This window comes from Streptococcus sp. CL6.22, assembly GCF_049738055.1.
In the GTDB taxonomy this organism is placed as follows: Bacteria; Bacillota; Bacilli; order Lactobacillales; family Streptococcaceae; genus Streptococcus; species Streptococcus mitis_DJ.
The window spans coordinates 1-15668 of sequence record NZ_JBKOTV010000018.1; the positions used below are offsets into that span (position 1 = coordinate 1).

The window sequence follows — 15668 nt, forward strand, 5'->3', positions numbered from 1 at the left end:
ATATATTTTGGAAGGGTAGCGAAGAGGCTAAACGCGGCGGACTGTAAATCCGCTCCTTCGGGTTCGGGGGTTCGAATCCCTCCCCTTCCATTTTACGGGCATAGTTTAAAGGTAGAACTAAGGTCTCCAAAACCTTCAGTGTGGGTTCAATTCCTACTGCCCGTGTTAATAGAATTATGGCGGGTGTGGTGAAGTGGTTAACACACCAGATTGTGGCTCTGGCATGCGTGGGTTCGATCCCCATCACTCGCCTATTTTATATTATTGGGGTATAGCCAAGCGGTAAGGCAAGGGACTTTGACTCCCTCATGCGTTGGTTCGAATCCAGCTACCCCAGTTACTATTTGCCGGCGTGGCGGAATTGGCAGACGCGCTGGACTCAAAATCCAGTGTCCGCAAGGACGTGCCGGTTCGACCCCGGCCGCCGGTATAGATTGAAAGACAAGGTTTTCGGACCTTGTCTTTTTTTATTTGATTGTTGAATTTGTAACGCTGAGTTACTTAAAATTACTAATTTTATAACAGATCATCTAATTTATCCGCTAATTTTTGTTGCTTGCTTGGATACAAATGTGAGTAAGTATCTATTGTTGTAGTTATAGATGCATGGCCTAATCTTTCTTTTACGACAAGATAATCTTCTCCTTGATTTATTAGTAGGGAAGCATGTGAATGCCTGAAGTCATGAATTCTTATTTTTTTTAAAGAACTATCTCTTTGTAATATTTTTTTATATTGTTTTTCGATTGAATCCTTAGTTATCGTAATCGGGCTATTTTGAAATATCTGTAGATCATCTAGGTTGGTTGTAAATTCTTTTAATCTTTCATGCTGTGTTTGCCTCCATTCTTCTAGTGTCTCCACTAGTTTGGTGTTCATGATGATTCTTCGGGTTCCAGCTTTTGTCTTTGTACTACTAATGTGTTCTTCACCTTTTTTAACGTATATTGATTTACTTACATGGATTGTATTTGTAGAAAACTCTATGTCCTTCCACGTTAGAGCAAGAGCTTCTCCGAGTCTTAGACCAGTAAAAAATAGAACTGTGAATAGTAATTTTATATTGTATTCATCGTTGCTAAATAGTGTTAAGAAATGCTTAAATTCTTTTACTGTCCAGAAATTTAATTTTACTTTTTCTATGGGTAATTTTTTCAGTAATCCTACGGGATGTTCCTTGTAAAATCCCTTTCTTAATCCAACATCCAGAATTTTCTTTAGTAAAATTATAATTTTATTAATAGTGTTTGGACTTAGCTTCTTTTCTGAGTTTTGAGTATTTTTATCTCTTAGATGTTCTCTGAATTGATAGATATCTTCATAAGTTAATTTAGCTACATCATCAACTTTTTCAAAATAGTTTTTTATATGCCTGTTATAGTTGTTTTCTTGTGTATCTATATAGCTTTGTTTTCTGTTGTTTATTCTATCCTCTTCTTTTAAGAGATCATAAAGGATATCAATTGATATTTTTGAGTTGAAACTTTTTTCTTTAAGTTCGACACTTCGTAAGTATTGTTCGGCCTCCAATGCTTCTTTTTTAGTTTTGAATCCTTTTCTTACAATTCTACGTTGTTTTAGAGATATTGGATTTATACCATTGGAAACATCAACAATCCAAGTTCCGTCTCTACTTTTACGTAAAGCCATAAGCTACGCTTCTTTCTGGAGTTCAATTCCTAATAGTTCTTCTGCGACACTGGCTGGAATTGTACCAATCCTTTTGTTATCGTAGATGTTAAAACCACGATTCACTAATAGTAATTTGCCGGTATGGATAATCTTTCTTGCAGTTCCTGGAGCAAATCCAAGTTCGATAAGGTCATCTTTTGTTACAGTTTTAATCATGTGATCTCCTTTTCTAATTAGATTAACTAAGGGGAGGATTAACTCCCCTTGTATTTTACTTATTTTTGTTTTACATCTACTAAATGGATAGCATCAGCCTTGTAATACATTGTCGTGCTAATCATAGTAGCTTGTAAATTGTCAAATGTAACTGGTACTTCATCCATTGCTTGGATATAGTCATTATCAACCAAGGCATCTGGATTGTCTACTGAGACTTGGGTTGATTTCTTTTTGAATTGTCCATCCTTGATTGTTACATTGTATTTCCAACCAATGATTTTATCGGTATTAAAACGTCTTTCGCTACCATCTCGGTTTTTGATAATTTCTCCGTTTGCATCTGCTCGGACTTCCGTTTCAAATTTTGGAATGACTTCATCCAATTCAAATTTTGTTCCAATGTTATTAAAATTCCAGTCATTTTGTGAAAGCATTTTTGCCATAGTTAATTTCTCCTTTTAATATTTTCTTTGATTGTAGGGATCAAATCCTCTCGTTTAAAGAGTATTGCTCTTTCTATTAATCCACTTGCTAAATCTGGTGGATATTCCATATTGTTGAGTGCGAGATAGTTAGCTTTCTCATACTCATGCAGTAAGTTATTGTCGTATAGAAATTTATACGCTTTTAGAATAGCTCCTGAACCTTTATAGGTAAACCATTCTAATTTTTGTTCTAGTTCTGTTTTTGATTTTGAAATAATGATAGAGACGGGTTTTGAATGGCCTAAAAACTTTTCCCAAGATCTCAAAGGTTTTGAGAAATAGCTATCACTATAGAACCTCACTTTTTCTTTGAGATATCCCTTGGTAAAGTTGAGAAGATCTATTTCTGAATGCAACCATTCTTGAATGAAGTAGTGAGCTTTTTCTTTCCTAAGTTCTAACTCAGTTCTTATCCAATTTTCTATATACCGCTTGCTGATACCGAGCTTCTCAGCTCGTTCTAAGCGTTTATCGTAAATTCTAAGTCTTTCGTCATCATTGGGTTTTCTCAAATATAAGGTCTGGCCGATTGTTTCATCTCCGTAGGTATTGTAGTAGGTGCTTTTTCCATATATAAAGCGTTTCTTCTGACAAATCTTTAGAAGCTGATTAGGAGTGAAATAGGGTGTTTCATTAAAATCATCTATTGCAATATCAATTCGTCTTACTGAAAAATGATTGTAATTGTAGTAGAGGTTGTTCAAAAACTGTCTTTCGGACAGACTATTTGGATCTAATACCATATCTCTATAGAACTCGAGTGCCTGTCCTGACATGACAAGCATGTAGGACGACTCTTTCGCTCCATAGTAGATACGGATATTCCCATAATGAAGCTGGCTATCATAGTTATAGTATTTAAGGCTCCCTTTATTCTCAATAAATAGGTCATAGTCAAGAAATAGAATGTCTTCGATTATTTCTCTTGGCGAAAATTCAGTCTTATCAAACTGAATTTGAATCCAGTCAAATACAGAACGTAAATGTTCATTTTTTGCCATAGATTTTGATTCAACTTTTTGCTTAATTTTGCCACCCTTAAAATCTCCGAAACCCTTGGAAATACTGAATTCTTTCGATGGTACACCTAACTTGCAGAGGGTGGTGTTACTACACACCCTATCGGTCAAAAATGGTCCGTCCGCATCTACGCTCATTTTCGGCTTTCTGCCTCATGGCTCAGCCGAAAACTCGCTATTAGCCGAACCTATTTTTTGACCTCTTGTTAACAAACCCTAGTAAGCCGGTTTGCATCGACTCTTCAATATCTTGGATTTTCTTTTTTAGGTTGGAATTCTCAATTTTTATCAGTCGTATTTCTCGTTTAAATTCCTGTTTCAAGGCGCTCAGTTCATCGTAGAGCTCATCTATTACTTGGTTTAGGGATTCTTGCTCATTATCTGCTAGACTCCCAAATACGGCTTGTATAGCCTCTTTGAGACCTATTTCAAGTTTTAGGTTAGCTAACTTTTGAAATTGTCTAAGGTCTTCGTCTGTAAAGTCATAGGCAACTGTATAACTTAATTGATGAGTTCTTGGATTTCTACTGATAGGAATTTTAATTTTCTTAAATTCCTTGCCACTTATCTCTCTAATCAGTTGAATCCAATTTTTAAGAGTAGAGGTAGAGTTTAGGCCAGAAATTTGATTGACTAACTCTTTATTGGTCATCTTTTTGTGAAACCTCCGAAATTTTCTTGTGCAACTGAAGAGTTTTCTGTGGTATAATTGTTACATAATATGTTTTGATCTTGGAACGAACGGCACATTTGTTTCAAGATTTTTTATTTTGTCGAATCCTACCTCCTTTATTAAAATTTTTTAAATCGACTACTAGTTACATACGCTTTTACCTCCTTTTATGCTATAATATTCTCAATGGAATATTCAATCTCAAAATAAATATTCCTTATGGAATAATTCTATTTTATACCGTTTAGAATATTTTGTCAAGCTAAAATATACGAATAAGAATATCTATAGGAGAATTATGTATACAGAGGATTATAAATTTTCAGAGAGGTTAAAAACTCTCAGAAAATCAAAAAAGTTAACTCAAGTACAAATATCGGAATTAATTGGAGTTCAACAAGGGACATATTCTCGGTGGGAGAATGGAACGTTAGAACCAGGATTAGAATTCGTTGTGAAATTAGCAAATATCTTTGGGACTACTACAGATTATTTGCTGGGACAAAAACCTTATTCAATTATCAGTAGTTTACCTCTAGAACAATTAGATCTTACCAATATTGCAAACTTTTCAAAGGATGAGTTTGATATTTTGAAACATTCAATAGCAGTTTCGGTGGCAAGAAATAAAATAAAGGCAACAGAACTAAAAGATAGAGTTATAGAAAAAAATCAGTTGTCAGAAAAAGATGCAGAACTTTTGAATAAGATTTTTGAAGAAGTTAAAACTTATTGGGAAAATTAGGAGGACGCTAGTCTTCAAAATTCCCTCCCAAAATGTGTCCAAAATATTGACAGAATTCTAGCTTTTCATTATAGTTCTTATGGAACTTTTTTTCTACAACAAAATAGGCTCCATAATATCCATAGGGGATTTACCCACTACAAATAGTATAGAGCCGGTTTTATTAATGTCCTGCATTTCCTAATAAGTTAACCATGACAACACCAATGATAATCAAAATTAAACCGATAATGCTATAAACATTTAGTGTTTCTTTGAAAATCATTACTGCGATAGAGGCTGTCAAAACTAAACCGACAGCTGACCATGTTGCATAAGCTATTCCTAAAGGAATTTTTTGCATTGCTAGTGAGAGGAAATAGAAACAAACGCCATAGCTAAGTAGGGCAGAAACGGTTGGAATAGGCTTTGTAAAACCGTCTGATAATTTCAAAAGGTTAGTTCCCAATATCTCTCCTACAATGGCGATAAAAAGATAAAAGTATGACATGTCTTTAACCTCCTATATGTCATGTTTTTGCTCTAAGAGCTATTATAGCTATCCGTTTTTTATAAATCTTGGCACAAGTCATGAGAATTTGTAGTAAAACTGTGGCAGACACTTTTTCAGAACCAATAGCTGATAAGTTTATTATATCATAAGATAAATTTTAAAAAAAGTCTTGATTTATTTCAATGTCTTGCGTGGTCTCGATTTTACTGGTAAAATTACTTTTAAGAACTTTAAAAAAGAGGTTTCTATATTTGACAAAACAATGACTTGTTGTCCCGAATGTGGGCATCCTTTGGAGAAAAAATTTTTAAAAGATGAGGGAGATATTCCTTATTGTTCACAATGTGCGAGTTTTCGTTTTCCAGTCTTTAATACAGCAATTAGTGCGATTTTATTTAATGAAAAACATGATAAGATTCTCTTGATTAAGCAATATGACATGGCTGAGCATATTTTGCTAGCTGGTTATGTGTCTAATGATATTCACAACCAATTTCTACAATCATTAAAGGCAATTAATTTAGCCTCTCTTATTACGGATATGGGTAATAAAATTGCACAAAACTAGTCCAAAACTCTTTTTAATAAGGAGTATACTTTCTAGCATTTTATAGTTACTAAAAAGTATCTAAACTTTGGAAGTGATACTAAGTTTTAAAAAATATTATGGAAAAAAAGCTTATAAAATCAATATTTCTGAGATTTAAAACTAATAATATTAGACTCAAAATCCAGTGTCCGCAAGGACGTGCCGGTTCGACCCCGGCCGCCGGTATAGTATAGAGTTAAGGAACGTTGTAAATCTTCGTTCCTTTTTTATATTATTTTTGGTATAATAATAGTTATTCAAATTTTATTTAGATTATGAAAGTGTAGGGAAGTATGTCTCGTTCTATCGATTTATTAAAACATCGGTATTTGAAAAATATTAAAGAAAATCCTGAATTGTTTGTTGGGATTGAGCTGGAATATCCTGTTGTAAACTTGGAAGGGGATGCTACAGATGTTGAAGTTATCAAACACTTATTCCGATATTTAGTTTATGCTTTGGATTTTACTGTCGAAAAGGTTGATGATTTTGGGACTCCTATTCAGTTAGTGGAGCCAGCAAGTCAGGATGTTATTTTATTTGAAGTTTCCTATACTACGATTGAGTTTGCATTTGGTAAGGCTGAAACGATACAAGAGGTTGAAGAACGTTTTAGTATTTATATGGGAGCAATCCAGAAGAAGTTAGCTGAATCAAATCATGCTATTGTTGGCTGTGGTATTCATCCCAACTGGGATAAAAATGATAATTGTCCAGTAGCTTACCCACGCTATCAGATGTTGATGGACTATTTGAATTTGAATAGAAATGTGACTAAATCAGACTTACATCAATTCCCTGAATACGGAGCGTTTATTTGTGGGAGTCAGGTTCAGTTGGATGTTTCAAAGTCTAACTACTTACGAGTGATTAATGCTTTTACCCAAATTGAAGGGGTTAAGGCTTATTTATTTGCAAACTCTGAGTTTTCGGGTGCAGATTGGGATACGAAAATTGCAAGGGACATCTTCTGGGAAGAATCCATGCATGGAATCTATCCAGAAAACGTCGGGGTCAATGCTAGACTCTTTAAAGATGAGGATGATTTTTTTGACTATCTAGATCATTCTGCAATTTTTACTGCGGAACGTGATGGACAAACCTATTATTTTTATCCGATTCAAGTTAGGGCTTATTTGGCTACAACTGAAATCCAAGCATATGCTCTTAATGGGGATGAGATTCTTATTTACCCTCAAGAGAAGGATTTTGAAACTCATCGTAGTTATCAGTACCAAGACTTAACGACTCGAGGAACAGTTGAGTTTCGTAGTGTGTGTACTCAGCCTCTAGAGAGAACCTTCGCTTCTGCAGCTTTTCACTTAGGATTGTTGGTTAATTTAGATAAGTTAGAAGCTTACTTAGAAACAGCGCCTTTCTTTAAAGAATTTGGGCGAAATTATAAGTTTTTAAGACGACAATTTTCTAAGAAGAAGCTTACAAATGAGGAAGAAACTGCGATTATTGAATTTTCCAAACACATACTCCTGCTAGCTTGCGAAGGACTGGAGATGAGAAATAAGCAAGAAACAAGCTATTTACAGCCTTTGAAAGAAGAATTGGGCCTATAATTTCTCTTATAAAAGGAGAATTTTCTGAAAAATCATGATATAATGGATGAGACTATAGATAAAGGATAGAGAGTAATGACATTAGTTTATCAATCAACGCGTGATGCCAACAATACAGTAACTGCTAGCCAAGCTATTTTGCAAGGTTTGGCGACGGATGGTGGTTTGTTTGCACCGCTTACTTATCCAAAGGTAGATTTGGACTTTGACAAATTGAAAGATGCTTCTTACCAGGAAGTTGCTAAGTTAGTTTTGTCAGCATTTTTAGATGACTTTACAGCTGAGGAGTTGGACTACTGTATCAACAATGCCTACGATAGCAAGTTTGATATTCCAGCTATAGCGCCTTTGGTGAAATTAGACGGCCAATACAATTTGGAACTGTTCCATGGTTCAACAATTGCTTTTAAGGATATGGCCTTGTCTATTTTGCCATACTTTATGACAACAGCTGCTAAGAAGCATGGTTTGGAGAACAAGATTGTCATCTTAACAGCGACATCTGGTGATACTGGGAAAGCTGCTATGGCAGGGTTTGCGGATGTGCCTGGAACTGAGATTATCGTCTTTTATCCAAAGGATGGTGTCAGCAAGGTTCAAGAGTTGCAAATGACTACTCAGACTGGTGATAATACTCATGTTATCGCTATTGATGGTAACTTTGATGATGCTCAAACAAATGTGAAGCATATGTTTAACGATGTAGCCCTTCGTGAAAAGTTGGCTACCAATAAACTGCAATTTTCATCTGCCAACTCTATGAATATCGGTCGTTTGGTGCCACAGATTGTTTATTATGTTTATGCCTATGCTCAGTTGGTTAAGACTGGTGAGATTGTGGCTGGTGATAAGGTCAACTTCACAGTACCAACAGGAAATTTTGGAAATATCTTGGCTGCCTTTTATGCTAAGCAAATTGGTCTACCAGTTGGCAAATTAATCTGTGCTTCAAATGACAACAATGTTTTGACAGACTTTTTCAAGACACGTGTTTACGACAAGAAACGTGAGTTTAAAGTGACTACTAGTCCATCTATGGATATTTTGGTATCTTCAAACTTGGAGCGTTTGATTTTCCATCTTTTAGGTAATGATGCGGTTAAAACAGCTGAACTTATGAATGCCTTGAACAAGCAAGGACAATATGAGTTGACAGACTTTGATGCAGAGATTTTGGACCTCTTTGCAGCTGAATATGCGACTGAGGAAGAAACGGCAGCAGAAATCAAGCGTGTTTATGAGGCAGATTCTTATATCGAGGATCCACATACGGCGGTTGCCTCGGCAGTTTATAAGAAATACCAAGCGGCTACTGGCGATGTGACTAAGACAGTGATTGCTTCAACAGCGAGTCCATACAAGTTCCCAGTGGTTGCAGTAGAAGCTGTAACAGGTAAAGTAGGCTTGACTGACTTTGAAGCCTTGGCTCAATTACATGATATTTCAGGAGTTGCAGTGCCACCAGCAGTTGATGGCCTAGAAACGGCTCCAGTTCGTCATAAAACAACAGTGGCAGCTGCTGACATGCAAGCAGCGGTTGAGGCTTATCTAGGACTTTAAGACAGAGGAAGTAAACTCGGTTGGGAAACCAACTGAGTTTCTTTTCATCAGGAGGAAGGATTGTTTAGGAAAAATAAAGACATTCTGAATATTGCATTGCCAGCTATGGGTGAAAACTTTTTGCAGATGCTCATGGGGATGGTGGACAGTTACTTGGTCGCTCACTTGGGTTTAATCGCTATTTCGGGTGTTTCAGTGGCTGGCAATATTATCACGATTTACCAGGCAATTTTCATCGCTTTGGGAGCTGCTATTTCCAGCGTTATTTCAAAAAGTTTGGGGCAGAAGGATCAGTCCAAGCTAGCCTATCATGTGACTGAGTCGTTGAAAATTACTTTACTATTAAGTTTCCTTTTAGGAGTTTTGTCCATCTTTGCTGGGCAAGAGATGATAGGACTCTTGGGGACGGAGAGGGATGTAGCTGAGAGTGGTGGGCTCTACCTATCTTTGGTGGGTGGATCAATTGTTCTCTTGGGCTTGATGTCCAGTTTGGGGGCCTTGATTCGTGCAGCGCATAATCCACGTCTACCTCTCTATGTTAGTCTTTTATCCAATGCCTTGAATATTCTCTTTTCCAGTCTAGCTATTTTTGTCCTTGATATGGGTATAGCGGGTGTTGCTTGGGGGACAATTCTGTCTCGTTTGGTAGGTCTTGTGATTTTATGGTCGCAATTAAAGTTGCCTTTTGAGAAACCGACTTTTGGTTTAGATAAGGAACTATTGACCTTAGCGTTGCCAGCAGCTGGAGAGAGGCTCATGATGAGGGCTGGAGATGTCGTGATCATTGCCTTGGTTGTTTCTTTTGGAACGGAGGCGGTGGCTGGAAATGCAGTCGGAGAAGTCTTGACCCAGTTTAACTATATGCCTGCCTTTGGCGTCGCTACTGCAACGGTCATGCTGGTAGCTCGAGCAGTTGGAGAGGATAATTGGGAAAGAGTAGCTAATTTGAGCAAGCAAACCTTTTGGCTTTCTCTGCTTCTCATGTTGCCCTTGACGCTTAGTGTCTATGCCTTGGGTATACCACTAACTCATCTCTATACGACTGATTCTCTAGCGGTGGAGGCTAGTGTGCTAGTGACACTTTTTTCACTACTTGGTACTCCTATGACGATAGGAACAGTCATCTATACAGCAGTCTGGCAGGGTTTGGGCAATGCTCGGCTTCCCTTTTATGCGACAAGTATAGGAATGTGGTGTATCCGCATTGGAACAGGATATCTGATGGGGATTGTGCTTGGTTGGGGCTTGCCCGGTATTTGGGCTGGAACCCTTTTGGATAATGGTTTTCGTTGGTTATTTCTACGTTACCGTTACCAGCGTTATATGAGCTTGAAAGGATAGGAAATGCAAAAAACAGCTTTTATTTGGGATTTAGATGGGACTTTATTGGATTCTTACGAAGCGATTTTATCAGGAATTGAGGAAACTTTTGCTCAGTTTTCTATTCCTTATGATAAGGAGAAGGTGAGAGAGTTTATTCTCAAGTTTTCTGTGCAGGATTTACTTGTGCAGGTGGCAGAAGAGAGAAAGCTGGATGTGGAAATGCTAAATCAGGTGCGTGCCCAGAGTTTGGCTGAGAAGAATGCTCAGGTAGTTTTGATGCCAGGTGCGCGTGATGTGCTAGCTTGGGCAGAGGAATCAGGAATTCAGCAGTTTGTTTACACTCATAAGGGAGACAATGCTCGTACCATTCTCAGAGACTTGGGTTTGGAATCTTATTTTACAGAGATTTTAACCAGTCAGAGTGGTTTTGTGCGGAAGCCAAGTCCAGAAGCGGCTAACTATCTGTTAGGCAAGTATCAGTTGGATTCTGAGAAGACCTATTATATAGGGGATCGGACTCTGGATGTGGAATTTGCCCAGAATAGTGGGATTCAAAGTATCAACTTTTTAGAGTCGACTTATGAAGGAAATCATAGGATTCAAGGGTTAGCAGATATTCCTTATATTTTTGGGGATTGGGAACGATAAGATTGTGTCAGTTTTGTGACAGAGACCTAACAAACTATTTCAAGTAACCAAGTTTGTTACAAGGAATAGACAGTTCTGTTAAATAGGCCCGAGAGGGCTTTTTTTCTGCATTTTTTGTGTTATGATAGACAGGTACTCATTTGAAAGGGATAGGAAAGAATGAAGAAAAGAATATTATTAGCTTCAACAGTAGCCTTGTCATTTGCCCCAGTATTGGCAACTCAAGCAGAAGAAGTTCTTTGGACTGCACGTAGTGTTGAGCAAATCCAAAACGATTTGACTAAAACGGACAACAAAACAAGTTATACCGTTCAGTATGGTGATACCTTGAGCACCATTGCAGAAGCCTTGGGTGTAGATGTCACAGTTCTTGCGAATTTGAATAAAATCACTAATATGGACTTGATTTTCCCAGAAACTGTTTTGACAACGACCGTCAATGAAGCAGAAGAAGTAACAGAAGTTGAAATCCAAACACCTCAAGCGGCTTCTAGTGAAGAGGTGACAACTGCGACAGCAGATTTGACAACCAATCAAGTGACCGTAGATGATCAAACTGTTCAGGTTGCAGACCTTTCTCAACCGATTGCAGAAGCGCCAAAAGCGGTAGAAACTACAAGTACAAAAGAAGTAGCAACAAATTCAGAAGTTGCAGAGACAGTTGCTACTGCAGAAGAAGTAGCACCATCTACAAATACTTCAACGTCAGAGGAGCAAACAGCCGAAACAAGTAGTGCAGTTGCAGAAGCAGCTCCTCAGGCAACGACTTCAGCTGAGAAAAATGAAACTCAAGCAAGCCCACAAGATGTTTCAACAGTGGAAGAAACTACAACTCCAACAGAAGAAACAGCAATCGAAACAACTGCAACAAGTTCAGAAGAATTAAAAGAAGCCTCATCAAATGAAGCTACAACAGCAGTTTCTACTTATCAACCAGAAGAGAAGAAAACAGTTTCAACAACTTACGCAGCTCCAGCAGCGCCCGATTATGCTGGACTTGCGGTAGCGAAATCTGAAAATGCAGGCCTTCAACCACAAACAGCGGCCTTTAAAGAAGAAATTGCTAACTTGTTTGGCATCACATCCTTTAGTGGTTACCGTCCAGGAGACAGTGGAGATCACGGAAAAGGTTTGGCTATCGACTTTATGGTACCAGAAAGCTCAGAATTAGGGGATAAGATTGCGGAATACGCTATTCAAAACATGGCCAGCCGTGGAATTAGTTACATCATCTGGAAACAACGTTTCTATGCTCCATTCGATAGCAAATATGGACCAGCTAATACTTGGAACCCAATGCCAGACCGTGGTAGCGTGACAGAAAATCACTATGATCACGTTCACGTTTCAATGAATGGATAAACCAGACTTTGTAATATCATTTTGACGAATGAGATCTAGCTTTCATGATAGGAAGTAAGTCTCGTTCGTTTTTTTCTTTGTCATACTCTTCGAAAATCTCTTCAAACCACGTCAGTTTCGCCTTGTCGTACTCAAGTAGAGCCTGCGGTTAGCTTCCTAGTTTTCTCTTTGATTTTCATTGAGTATCAATATGAATGGAAATTTGAAGATTGATCAGGCTGCTTTGACCCGACATTTCAAAATTCTGGAAAAGGAAGGTTTGGTGGAGCGTCATCGTAATCCTGAAAATCAGCGGGAAGTGTTGGTAGAGGCTACGAAGTATGCTAAGGAGCAATTAGTGGTGAATCCACCTCTGCAGTATATCAAGGTTAAGCAAGAGATGGAAAGTATCTTAACAGAGTCTGAAAGAACAGAACTCAGCCGTTTAGTAAATAAATATGTTATACTTGTTTTTAAGAAAATAGTTTCATGGAATTGGTTGTAAGGAGTTAGAAATGAAAGTATTAGTGACAGGTTTTGAGCCCTTTGGAGGGGAAAAGGTCAATCCAGCTTTGGAGGCCATTAAAGGTTTACCAGCTGAAATCCATGGTGCTGAGGTCCGTTGGCTAGAAGTGCCAACAGTCTTTCACAAATCGGCTCAAGTATTGGAAGAAGAGATGAACCGCTATCAACCTGACTTTGTCCTTTGTATCGGCCAAGCAGGTGGAAGATCTAGCTTAACACCTGAACGAGTAGCCATTAATCAAGACGATGCACGCATTCCTGATAACGAAGGTAATCAGCCGATTGACCTTCCCATTCGAGCGGATGGTGCTTCGGCCTACTTTAGCAGTTTGCCGATTAAAGCGATGGTTCAAGCTATAAAAAAAGAAGGCTTGCCGGCCTCTGTTTCCAATACGGCAGGGACTTTTGTCTGCAATCATTTGATGTATCAGGCCCTCTATTTGGTAGAAAAGAAATTTCCACATGTTAAGGCAGGTTTTATGCATATTCCTTATATGATGGAACAGGTGGTGAATCGACCGACTACCCCAGCTATGAGTTTAGTGGACATTATGCGAGGGATAGAAGCAGCAATCGGGGCTATTATAGAACATGGAGATCAAGATCTCAAGTTGGCAGGCGGAGAAACTCATTGATAGAAAAAAGCTTGAGGGGCCACCTTCAAGCTTTTAGACGTTTTCGAGCCAATACTGCTCGGTAAAAAATCATTTTATTAATTTGAATGTAGGGTAGGAGTGAGAAACTAGCAATCCCAAAAGTAATCCAATTGAGGAAGTACCAAGGAAGGAGTTGTAAGTCTAGGACGAAACGCTGGAACTTGTAGCCTTTCATCAGGAAGCGGCTGGTTTTAAGGATTTGTCCTGGTCTAGCTTGTCCTAAGTCTAGGGTGTCACAGAGGAGAAATTCTACCTGTGAATAAGCATAGTATTGTGGAATATAGAGACTATTTCCGACAATCATCAAGAGGATACTTGCTAGAAAGTAAAGACCAAAGGTCATGAGGAAACGCTCGGTTTCAATTGACGTGAGATCCAGATTGGGAAACTCAGGGTGAAGGGCAACGAATTTCTTTGCAAGAAAGCTACTGTAAAAGAGGAAGTAAATTCCAAGTAAACTAGGAATGCTCCATAAGAAGAGATAGAAACGTTTGAGAAGGAGAGTCAAAAAGGTTTGTGAAAAGTGCTCTTCGTTAAAGAGAGTGAGACTATTTTTGACGAATAGTTCTGTATCTGGATTCTTGATGAGTTTCAGAGTTGTATAAACTGAACTGGTTAGAAGTATTGTTCCGATAAAGGAGACTAATAGAGGAAAAAGGTAGGCTTGGAATACATGGCCAAACACGCTTAAAAAGGGTTCTTCTAAAATAGCTTCGTTGATACGCTCTAAGGGATTAAGAAAGCCAGACAAGATGACCAGTATACTAGGTAAGAGATAGACGAGAAAGAGGCGGGGATTTTCAGCCTGAAATTGTCTGGCCTGCAGACGAACGGTTTTTAAATCAATTTTTGGGTATTTCATTCTCTCATTATACCATAGTTCGTGACAGTTCCTACTTTTTTTGATAAAATCATACAGTATGCCCTTGTGCACAAAGTATGAACTGGGACTGTCTTTCCCAGCTTCGGAGGTAAAAAATGTCAGATTCACCAATCAAATATCGTTTGATTAAGAAAGAAAAACACACGGGAGCTCGTCTGGGAGAAATTATCACTCCCCACGGTACCTTCCCGACACCTATGTTTATGCCGGTTGGAACCCAAGCAACTGTCAAAACTCAGTCTCCAGAAGAGTTAAAGGAGATGGGTTCGGGAATTATCCTGTCAAACACCTATCATCTCTGGCTTCGTCCTGGAGATGAACTCATTGCACGCGCAGGTGGTCTCCACAAGTTCATGAATTGGGACCAACCAATCTTGACAGATAGTGGTGGTTTCCAGGTTTATTCTCTAGCTGATAGCCGTAATATCACAGAAGAAGGAGTAACCTTTAAAAACCATCTCAATGGTTCCAAGATGTTCCTATCCCCAGAAAAAGCCATCTCTATCCAGAACAATCTGGGCTCAGATATCATGATGTCCTTTGACGAATGTCCTCAGTTTTATCAACCTTACGACTATGTTAAGAAATCAATCGAGCGTACTAGCCGTTGGGCTGAGCGTGGTTTGAAGGCTCACCGTCGTCCACATGACCAAGGTTTGTTTGGGATTGTGCAGGGGGCAGGATTTGAAGATCTTCGTCGTCAGTCAGCTCACGACCTTGTCAGCATGGATTTCCCGGGCTACTCTATCGGTGGTTTGGCAGTGGGAGAAACCCACGAAGAGATGAATGCGGTCTTGGATTTCACAACTCAACTGCTACCTGAAAATAAACCTCGCTATTTGATGGGTGTGGGAGCGCCAGATAGCTTGATTGATGGGGTGATTCGTGGTGTAGATATGTTTGACTGTGTCTTGCCGACTCGTATAGCTCGTAATGGGACTTGTATGACCAGTCAGGGACGTTTGGTTGTTAAAAATGCTCAGTTTGCTGAGGACTTTACGCCACTAGATCCAGAATGTGATTGCTATACATGTAAGAACTATACACGCGCTTACCTTCGTCACCTGCTCAAGGCTGATGAAACCTTTGGTATCCGCTTGACTAGCTACCATAACCTTTACTTCTTGCTTAACCTGATGAAGCAAGTGCGACAAGCCATTATGGACGACAATCTCTTGGAATTCCGTGAGTATTTTGTTGAAAAATATGGCTATAATAAGTCAGGCCGTAATTTCTAAAATGGAATTGATATAAGCTAAAAATCCTAAGTTTTCTCTTAGGATTTTTCTTCTTTTTTTGATAGAAT

Annotated in this window: 16 protein-coding genes, 5 tRNA genes and 1 pseudogene; 15 read left to right on the top strand and 7 right to left on the bottom strand. The window is 38.5% G+C overall.

Features of this window, described 5'->3' with window-relative positions; translation table 11 throughout:
• Positions 1–9 precede the first annotated feature (9 nt).
• The 5 genes from ACLNCW_RS09135 (at position 10) to ACLNCW_RS09155 (ending at position 430) form a co-directional block, all read left to right on the top strand.
• Positions 10–90, top strand: a tRNA-Tyr gene (locus ACLNCW_RS09135).
• A 4-nt stretch (positions 91–94) separates the two neighbouring features.
• A tRNA-Trp gene (locus ACLNCW_RS09140) sits at positions 95–165 on the top strand.
• Positions 166–179: 14 nt separating this feature from the next.
• A tRNA-His gene (locus tag ACLNCW_RS09145) sits at positions 180–252 on the top strand.
• Between the two features lie 13 nt (positions 253–265).
• Positions 266–337: transfer RNA gene (locus ACLNCW_RS09150), tRNA-Gln, on the top strand.
• Positions 338–346: 9 nt separating this feature from the next.
• Positions 347–430, top strand: a tRNA-Leu gene (locus tag ACLNCW_RS09155).
• Between the two features lie 86 nt (positions 431–516).
• Here the strand turns inward: ACLNCW_RS09155 and ACLNCW_RS09160 are convergent.
• Genes ACLNCW_RS09160 through ACLNCW_RS09180 form a run of 5 tightly spaced genes read right to left on the bottom strand, consistent with a single transcriptional unit; the run spans position 517 to position 4007 of the window.
• Positions 517–1650, bottom strand: a complete 1134-nt coding sequence (locus tag ACLNCW_RS09160) for a tyrosine-type recombinase/integrase (protein WP_009732034.1) — start codon at positions 1648–1650, stop codon at positions 517–519.
• A 3-nt stretch (positions 1651–1653) separates the two neighbouring features.
• A complete protein-coding gene (locus ACLNCW_RS09165; protein ID WP_000598356.1) occupies positions 1654–1848 on the bottom strand; it encodes a DUF3173 domain-containing protein in 195 nt (64 codons plus the stop codon).
• A 59-nt stretch (positions 1849–1907) separates the two neighbouring features.
• A complete protein-coding gene (locus ACLNCW_RS09170) occupies positions 1908–2294 on the bottom strand; it encodes a hypothetical protein (RefSeq protein WP_001096843.1) in 387 nt (128 codons plus the stop codon).
• A 2-nt stretch (positions 2295–2296) separates the two neighbouring features.
• Complete coding sequence (locus tag ACLNCW_RS09175) at positions 2297–3493, bottom strand: replication initiation factor domain-containing protein (protein ID WP_045616578.1); 1197 nt, start codon at positions 3491–3493, stop codon at positions 2297–2299.
• A gap of 40 nt (positions 3494–3533) precedes the next feature.
• On the bottom strand, positions 3534–4007 hold the full coding sequence (locus ACLNCW_RS09180; protein WP_049502267.1) for a hypothetical protein: 474 nt from the start codon (positions 4005–4007) through the stop codon (positions 3534–3536).
• Positions 4008–4326: 319 nt separating this feature from the next.
• On the opposite strand from ACLNCW_RS09180, the gene ACLNCW_RS09185 reads away from it, so the two are divergent.
• Positions 4327–4773 carry a helix-turn-helix transcriptional regulator gene (locus tag ACLNCW_RS09185; RefSeq protein ID WP_000287814.1) on the top strand — a complete coding sequence of 149 codons (447 nt, stop codon included), beginning with the start codon at positions 4327–4329 and terminating at the stop codon, positions 4771–4773.
• 163 nt (positions 4774–4936) lie between these two features.
• On the opposite strand, the gene ACLNCW_RS09190 is transcribed toward ACLNCW_RS09185, so the two are convergent.
• Complete coding sequence (locus ACLNCW_RS09190; RefSeq protein WP_009732038.1) at positions 4937–5263, bottom strand: DMT family transporter; 327 nt, start codon at positions 5261–5263, stop codon at positions 4937–4939.
• Between the two features lie 172 nt (positions 5264–5435).
• On the opposite strand from ACLNCW_RS09190, the gene ACLNCW_RS09195 reads away from it, so the two are divergent.
• The 8 genes and pseudogenes from ACLNCW_RS09195 to pcp all read left to right on the top strand — a co-directional run bounded on the left by ACLNCW_RS09195 (position 5436) and on the right by pcp (position 13458).
• Positions 5436–5834 carry a hypothetical protein gene (locus ACLNCW_RS09195; RefSeq protein ID WP_009732039.1) on the top strand — a complete coding sequence of 133 codons (399 nt, stop codon included), beginning with the start codon at positions 5436–5438 and terminating at the stop codon, positions 5832–5834.
• A 314-nt stretch (positions 5835–6148) separates the two neighbouring features.
• Entirely contained in the window at positions 6149–7426 is a 1278-nt protein-coding gene (locus ACLNCW_RS09200) for a gamma-glutamylcysteine synthetase (protein WP_261051665.1), read from the top strand.
• A gap of 75 nt (positions 7427–7501) precedes the next feature.
• Positions 7502–8986, top strand: a complete 1485-nt coding sequence (gene thrC / locus ACLNCW_RS09205) for a threonine synthase (RefSeq protein ID WP_049515744.1) — start codon at positions 7502–7504, stop codon at positions 8984–8986.
• A 60-nt stretch (positions 8987–9046) separates the two neighbouring features.
• Positions 9047–10327: an MATE family efflux transporter gene (locus tag ACLNCW_RS09210; RefSeq protein WP_424846122.1), complete on the top strand. Its 1281-nt coding sequence runs from the start codon at positions 9047–9049 to the stop codon at positions 10325–10327.
• Positions 10328–10330: 3 nt separating this feature from the next.
• Positions 10331–10957, top strand: coding sequence for an HAD family hydrolase (locus tag ACLNCW_RS09215; protein ID WP_424846124.1), 627 nt, complete (start codon positions 10331–10333; stop codon positions 10955–10957).
• Positions 10958–11116: 159 nt separating this feature from the next.
• On the top strand, positions 11117–12319 hold the full coding sequence (locus ACLNCW_RS09220; protein WP_020903675.1) for a LysM peptidoglycan-binding domain-containing protein: 1203 nt from the start codon (positions 11117–11119) through the stop codon (positions 12317–12319).
• A 202-nt stretch (positions 12320–12521) separates the two neighbouring features.
• Positions 12522–12803 (top strand): annotated as a pseudogene (locus tag ACLNCW_RS09225) (MarR family winged helix-turn-helix transcriptional regulator); the annotation flags it as partial.
• Between the two features lie 10 nt (positions 12804–12813).
• Positions 12814–13458 carry a pyroglutamyl-peptidase I gene (pcp, locus tag ACLNCW_RS09230; RefSeq protein WP_261019434.1) on the top strand — a complete coding sequence of 215 codons (645 nt, stop codon included), beginning with the start codon at positions 12814–12816 and terminating at the stop codon, positions 13456–13458.
• A 25-nt stretch (positions 13459–13483) separates the two neighbouring features.
• Here pcp and ACLNCW_RS09235 read toward each other — a convergent pair whose 3' ends face one another.
• Positions 13484–14341 carry a DUF975 family protein gene (locus ACLNCW_RS09235; protein ID WP_247942650.1) on the bottom strand — a complete coding sequence of 286 codons (858 nt, stop codon included), beginning with the start codon at positions 14339–14341 and terminating at the stop codon, positions 13484–13486.
• A 116-nt stretch (positions 14342–14457) separates the two neighbouring features.
• Between ACLNCW_RS09235 and tgt the strand changes: the two genes are divergently transcribed.
• The gene (gene tgt, locus ACLNCW_RS09240; RefSeq protein ID WP_001285237.1) at positions 14458–15600 is read left to right on the top strand and encodes a tRNA guanosine(34) transglycosylase Tgt; all 1143 of its coding nucleotides are present in this window, start codon (positions 14458–14460) and stop codon (positions 15598–15600) included.
• Positions 15601–15668 lie beyond the last annotated feature (68 nt).

Bases quoted from the DNA above. Each gene is read 5' to 3' on its own strand.
- ACLNCW_RS09215 (WP_424846124.1), top strand. From the start codon at position 10,331: ATGCAAAAAACAGCTTTTATTTGGGATTTAGATGGGACTTTATTGGAT.
- ACLNCW_RS09190 (WP_009732038.1), bottom strand. From the start codon at position 5,263: ATGTCATACTTTTATCTTTTTATCGCCATTGTAGGAGAGATATTGGGA.
- ACLNCW_RS09170 (WP_001096843.1), bottom strand. From the start codon at position 2,294: ATGGCAAAAATGCTTTCACAAAATGACTGGAATTTTAATAACATTGGA.
- pcp (WP_261019434.1), top strand. From the start codon at position 12,814: ATGAAAGTATTAGTGACAGGTTTTGAGCCCTTTGGAGGGGAAAAGGTC.
- ACLNCW_RS09180 (WP_049502267.1), bottom strand. From the start codon at position 4,007: ATGACCAATAAAGAGTTAGTCAATCAAATTTCTGGCCTAAACTCTACC.
- ACLNCW_RS09160 (WP_009732034.1), bottom strand. From the start codon at position 1,650: ATGGCTTTACGTAAAAGTAGAGACGGAACTTGGATTGTTGATGTTTCC.
- thrC (WP_049515744.1), top strand. From the start codon at position 7,502: ATGACATTAGTTTATCAATCAACGCGTGATGCCAACAATACAGTAACT.
- tgt (WP_001285237.1), top strand. From the start codon at position 14,458: ATGTCAGATTCACCAATCAAATATCGTTTGATTAAGAAAGAAAAACAC.
- ACLNCW_RS09165 (WP_000598356.1), bottom strand. From the start codon at position 1,848: ATGATTAAAACTGTAACAAAAGATGACCTTATCGAACTTGGATTTGCT.
- ACLNCW_RS09235 (WP_247942650.1), bottom strand. From the start codon at position 14,341: ATGAAATACCCAAAAATTGATTTAAAAACCGTTCGTCTGCAGGCCAGA.
- ACLNCW_RS09175 (WP_045616578.1), bottom strand. From the start codon at position 3,493: ATGAGCGTAGATGCGGACGGACCATTTTTGACCGATAGGGTGTGTAGT.
- ACLNCW_RS09185 (WP_000287814.1), top strand. From the start codon at position 4,327: ATGTATACAGAGGATTATAAATTTTCAGAGAGGTTAAAAACTCTCAGA.
- ACLNCW_RS09200 (WP_261051665.1), top strand. From the start codon at position 6,149: ATGTCTCGTTCTATCGATTTATTAAAACATCGGTATTTGAAAAATATT.
- ACLNCW_RS09220 (WP_020903675.1), top strand. From the start codon at position 11,117: ATGAAGAAAAGAATATTATTAGCTTCAACAGTAGCCTTGTCATTTGCC.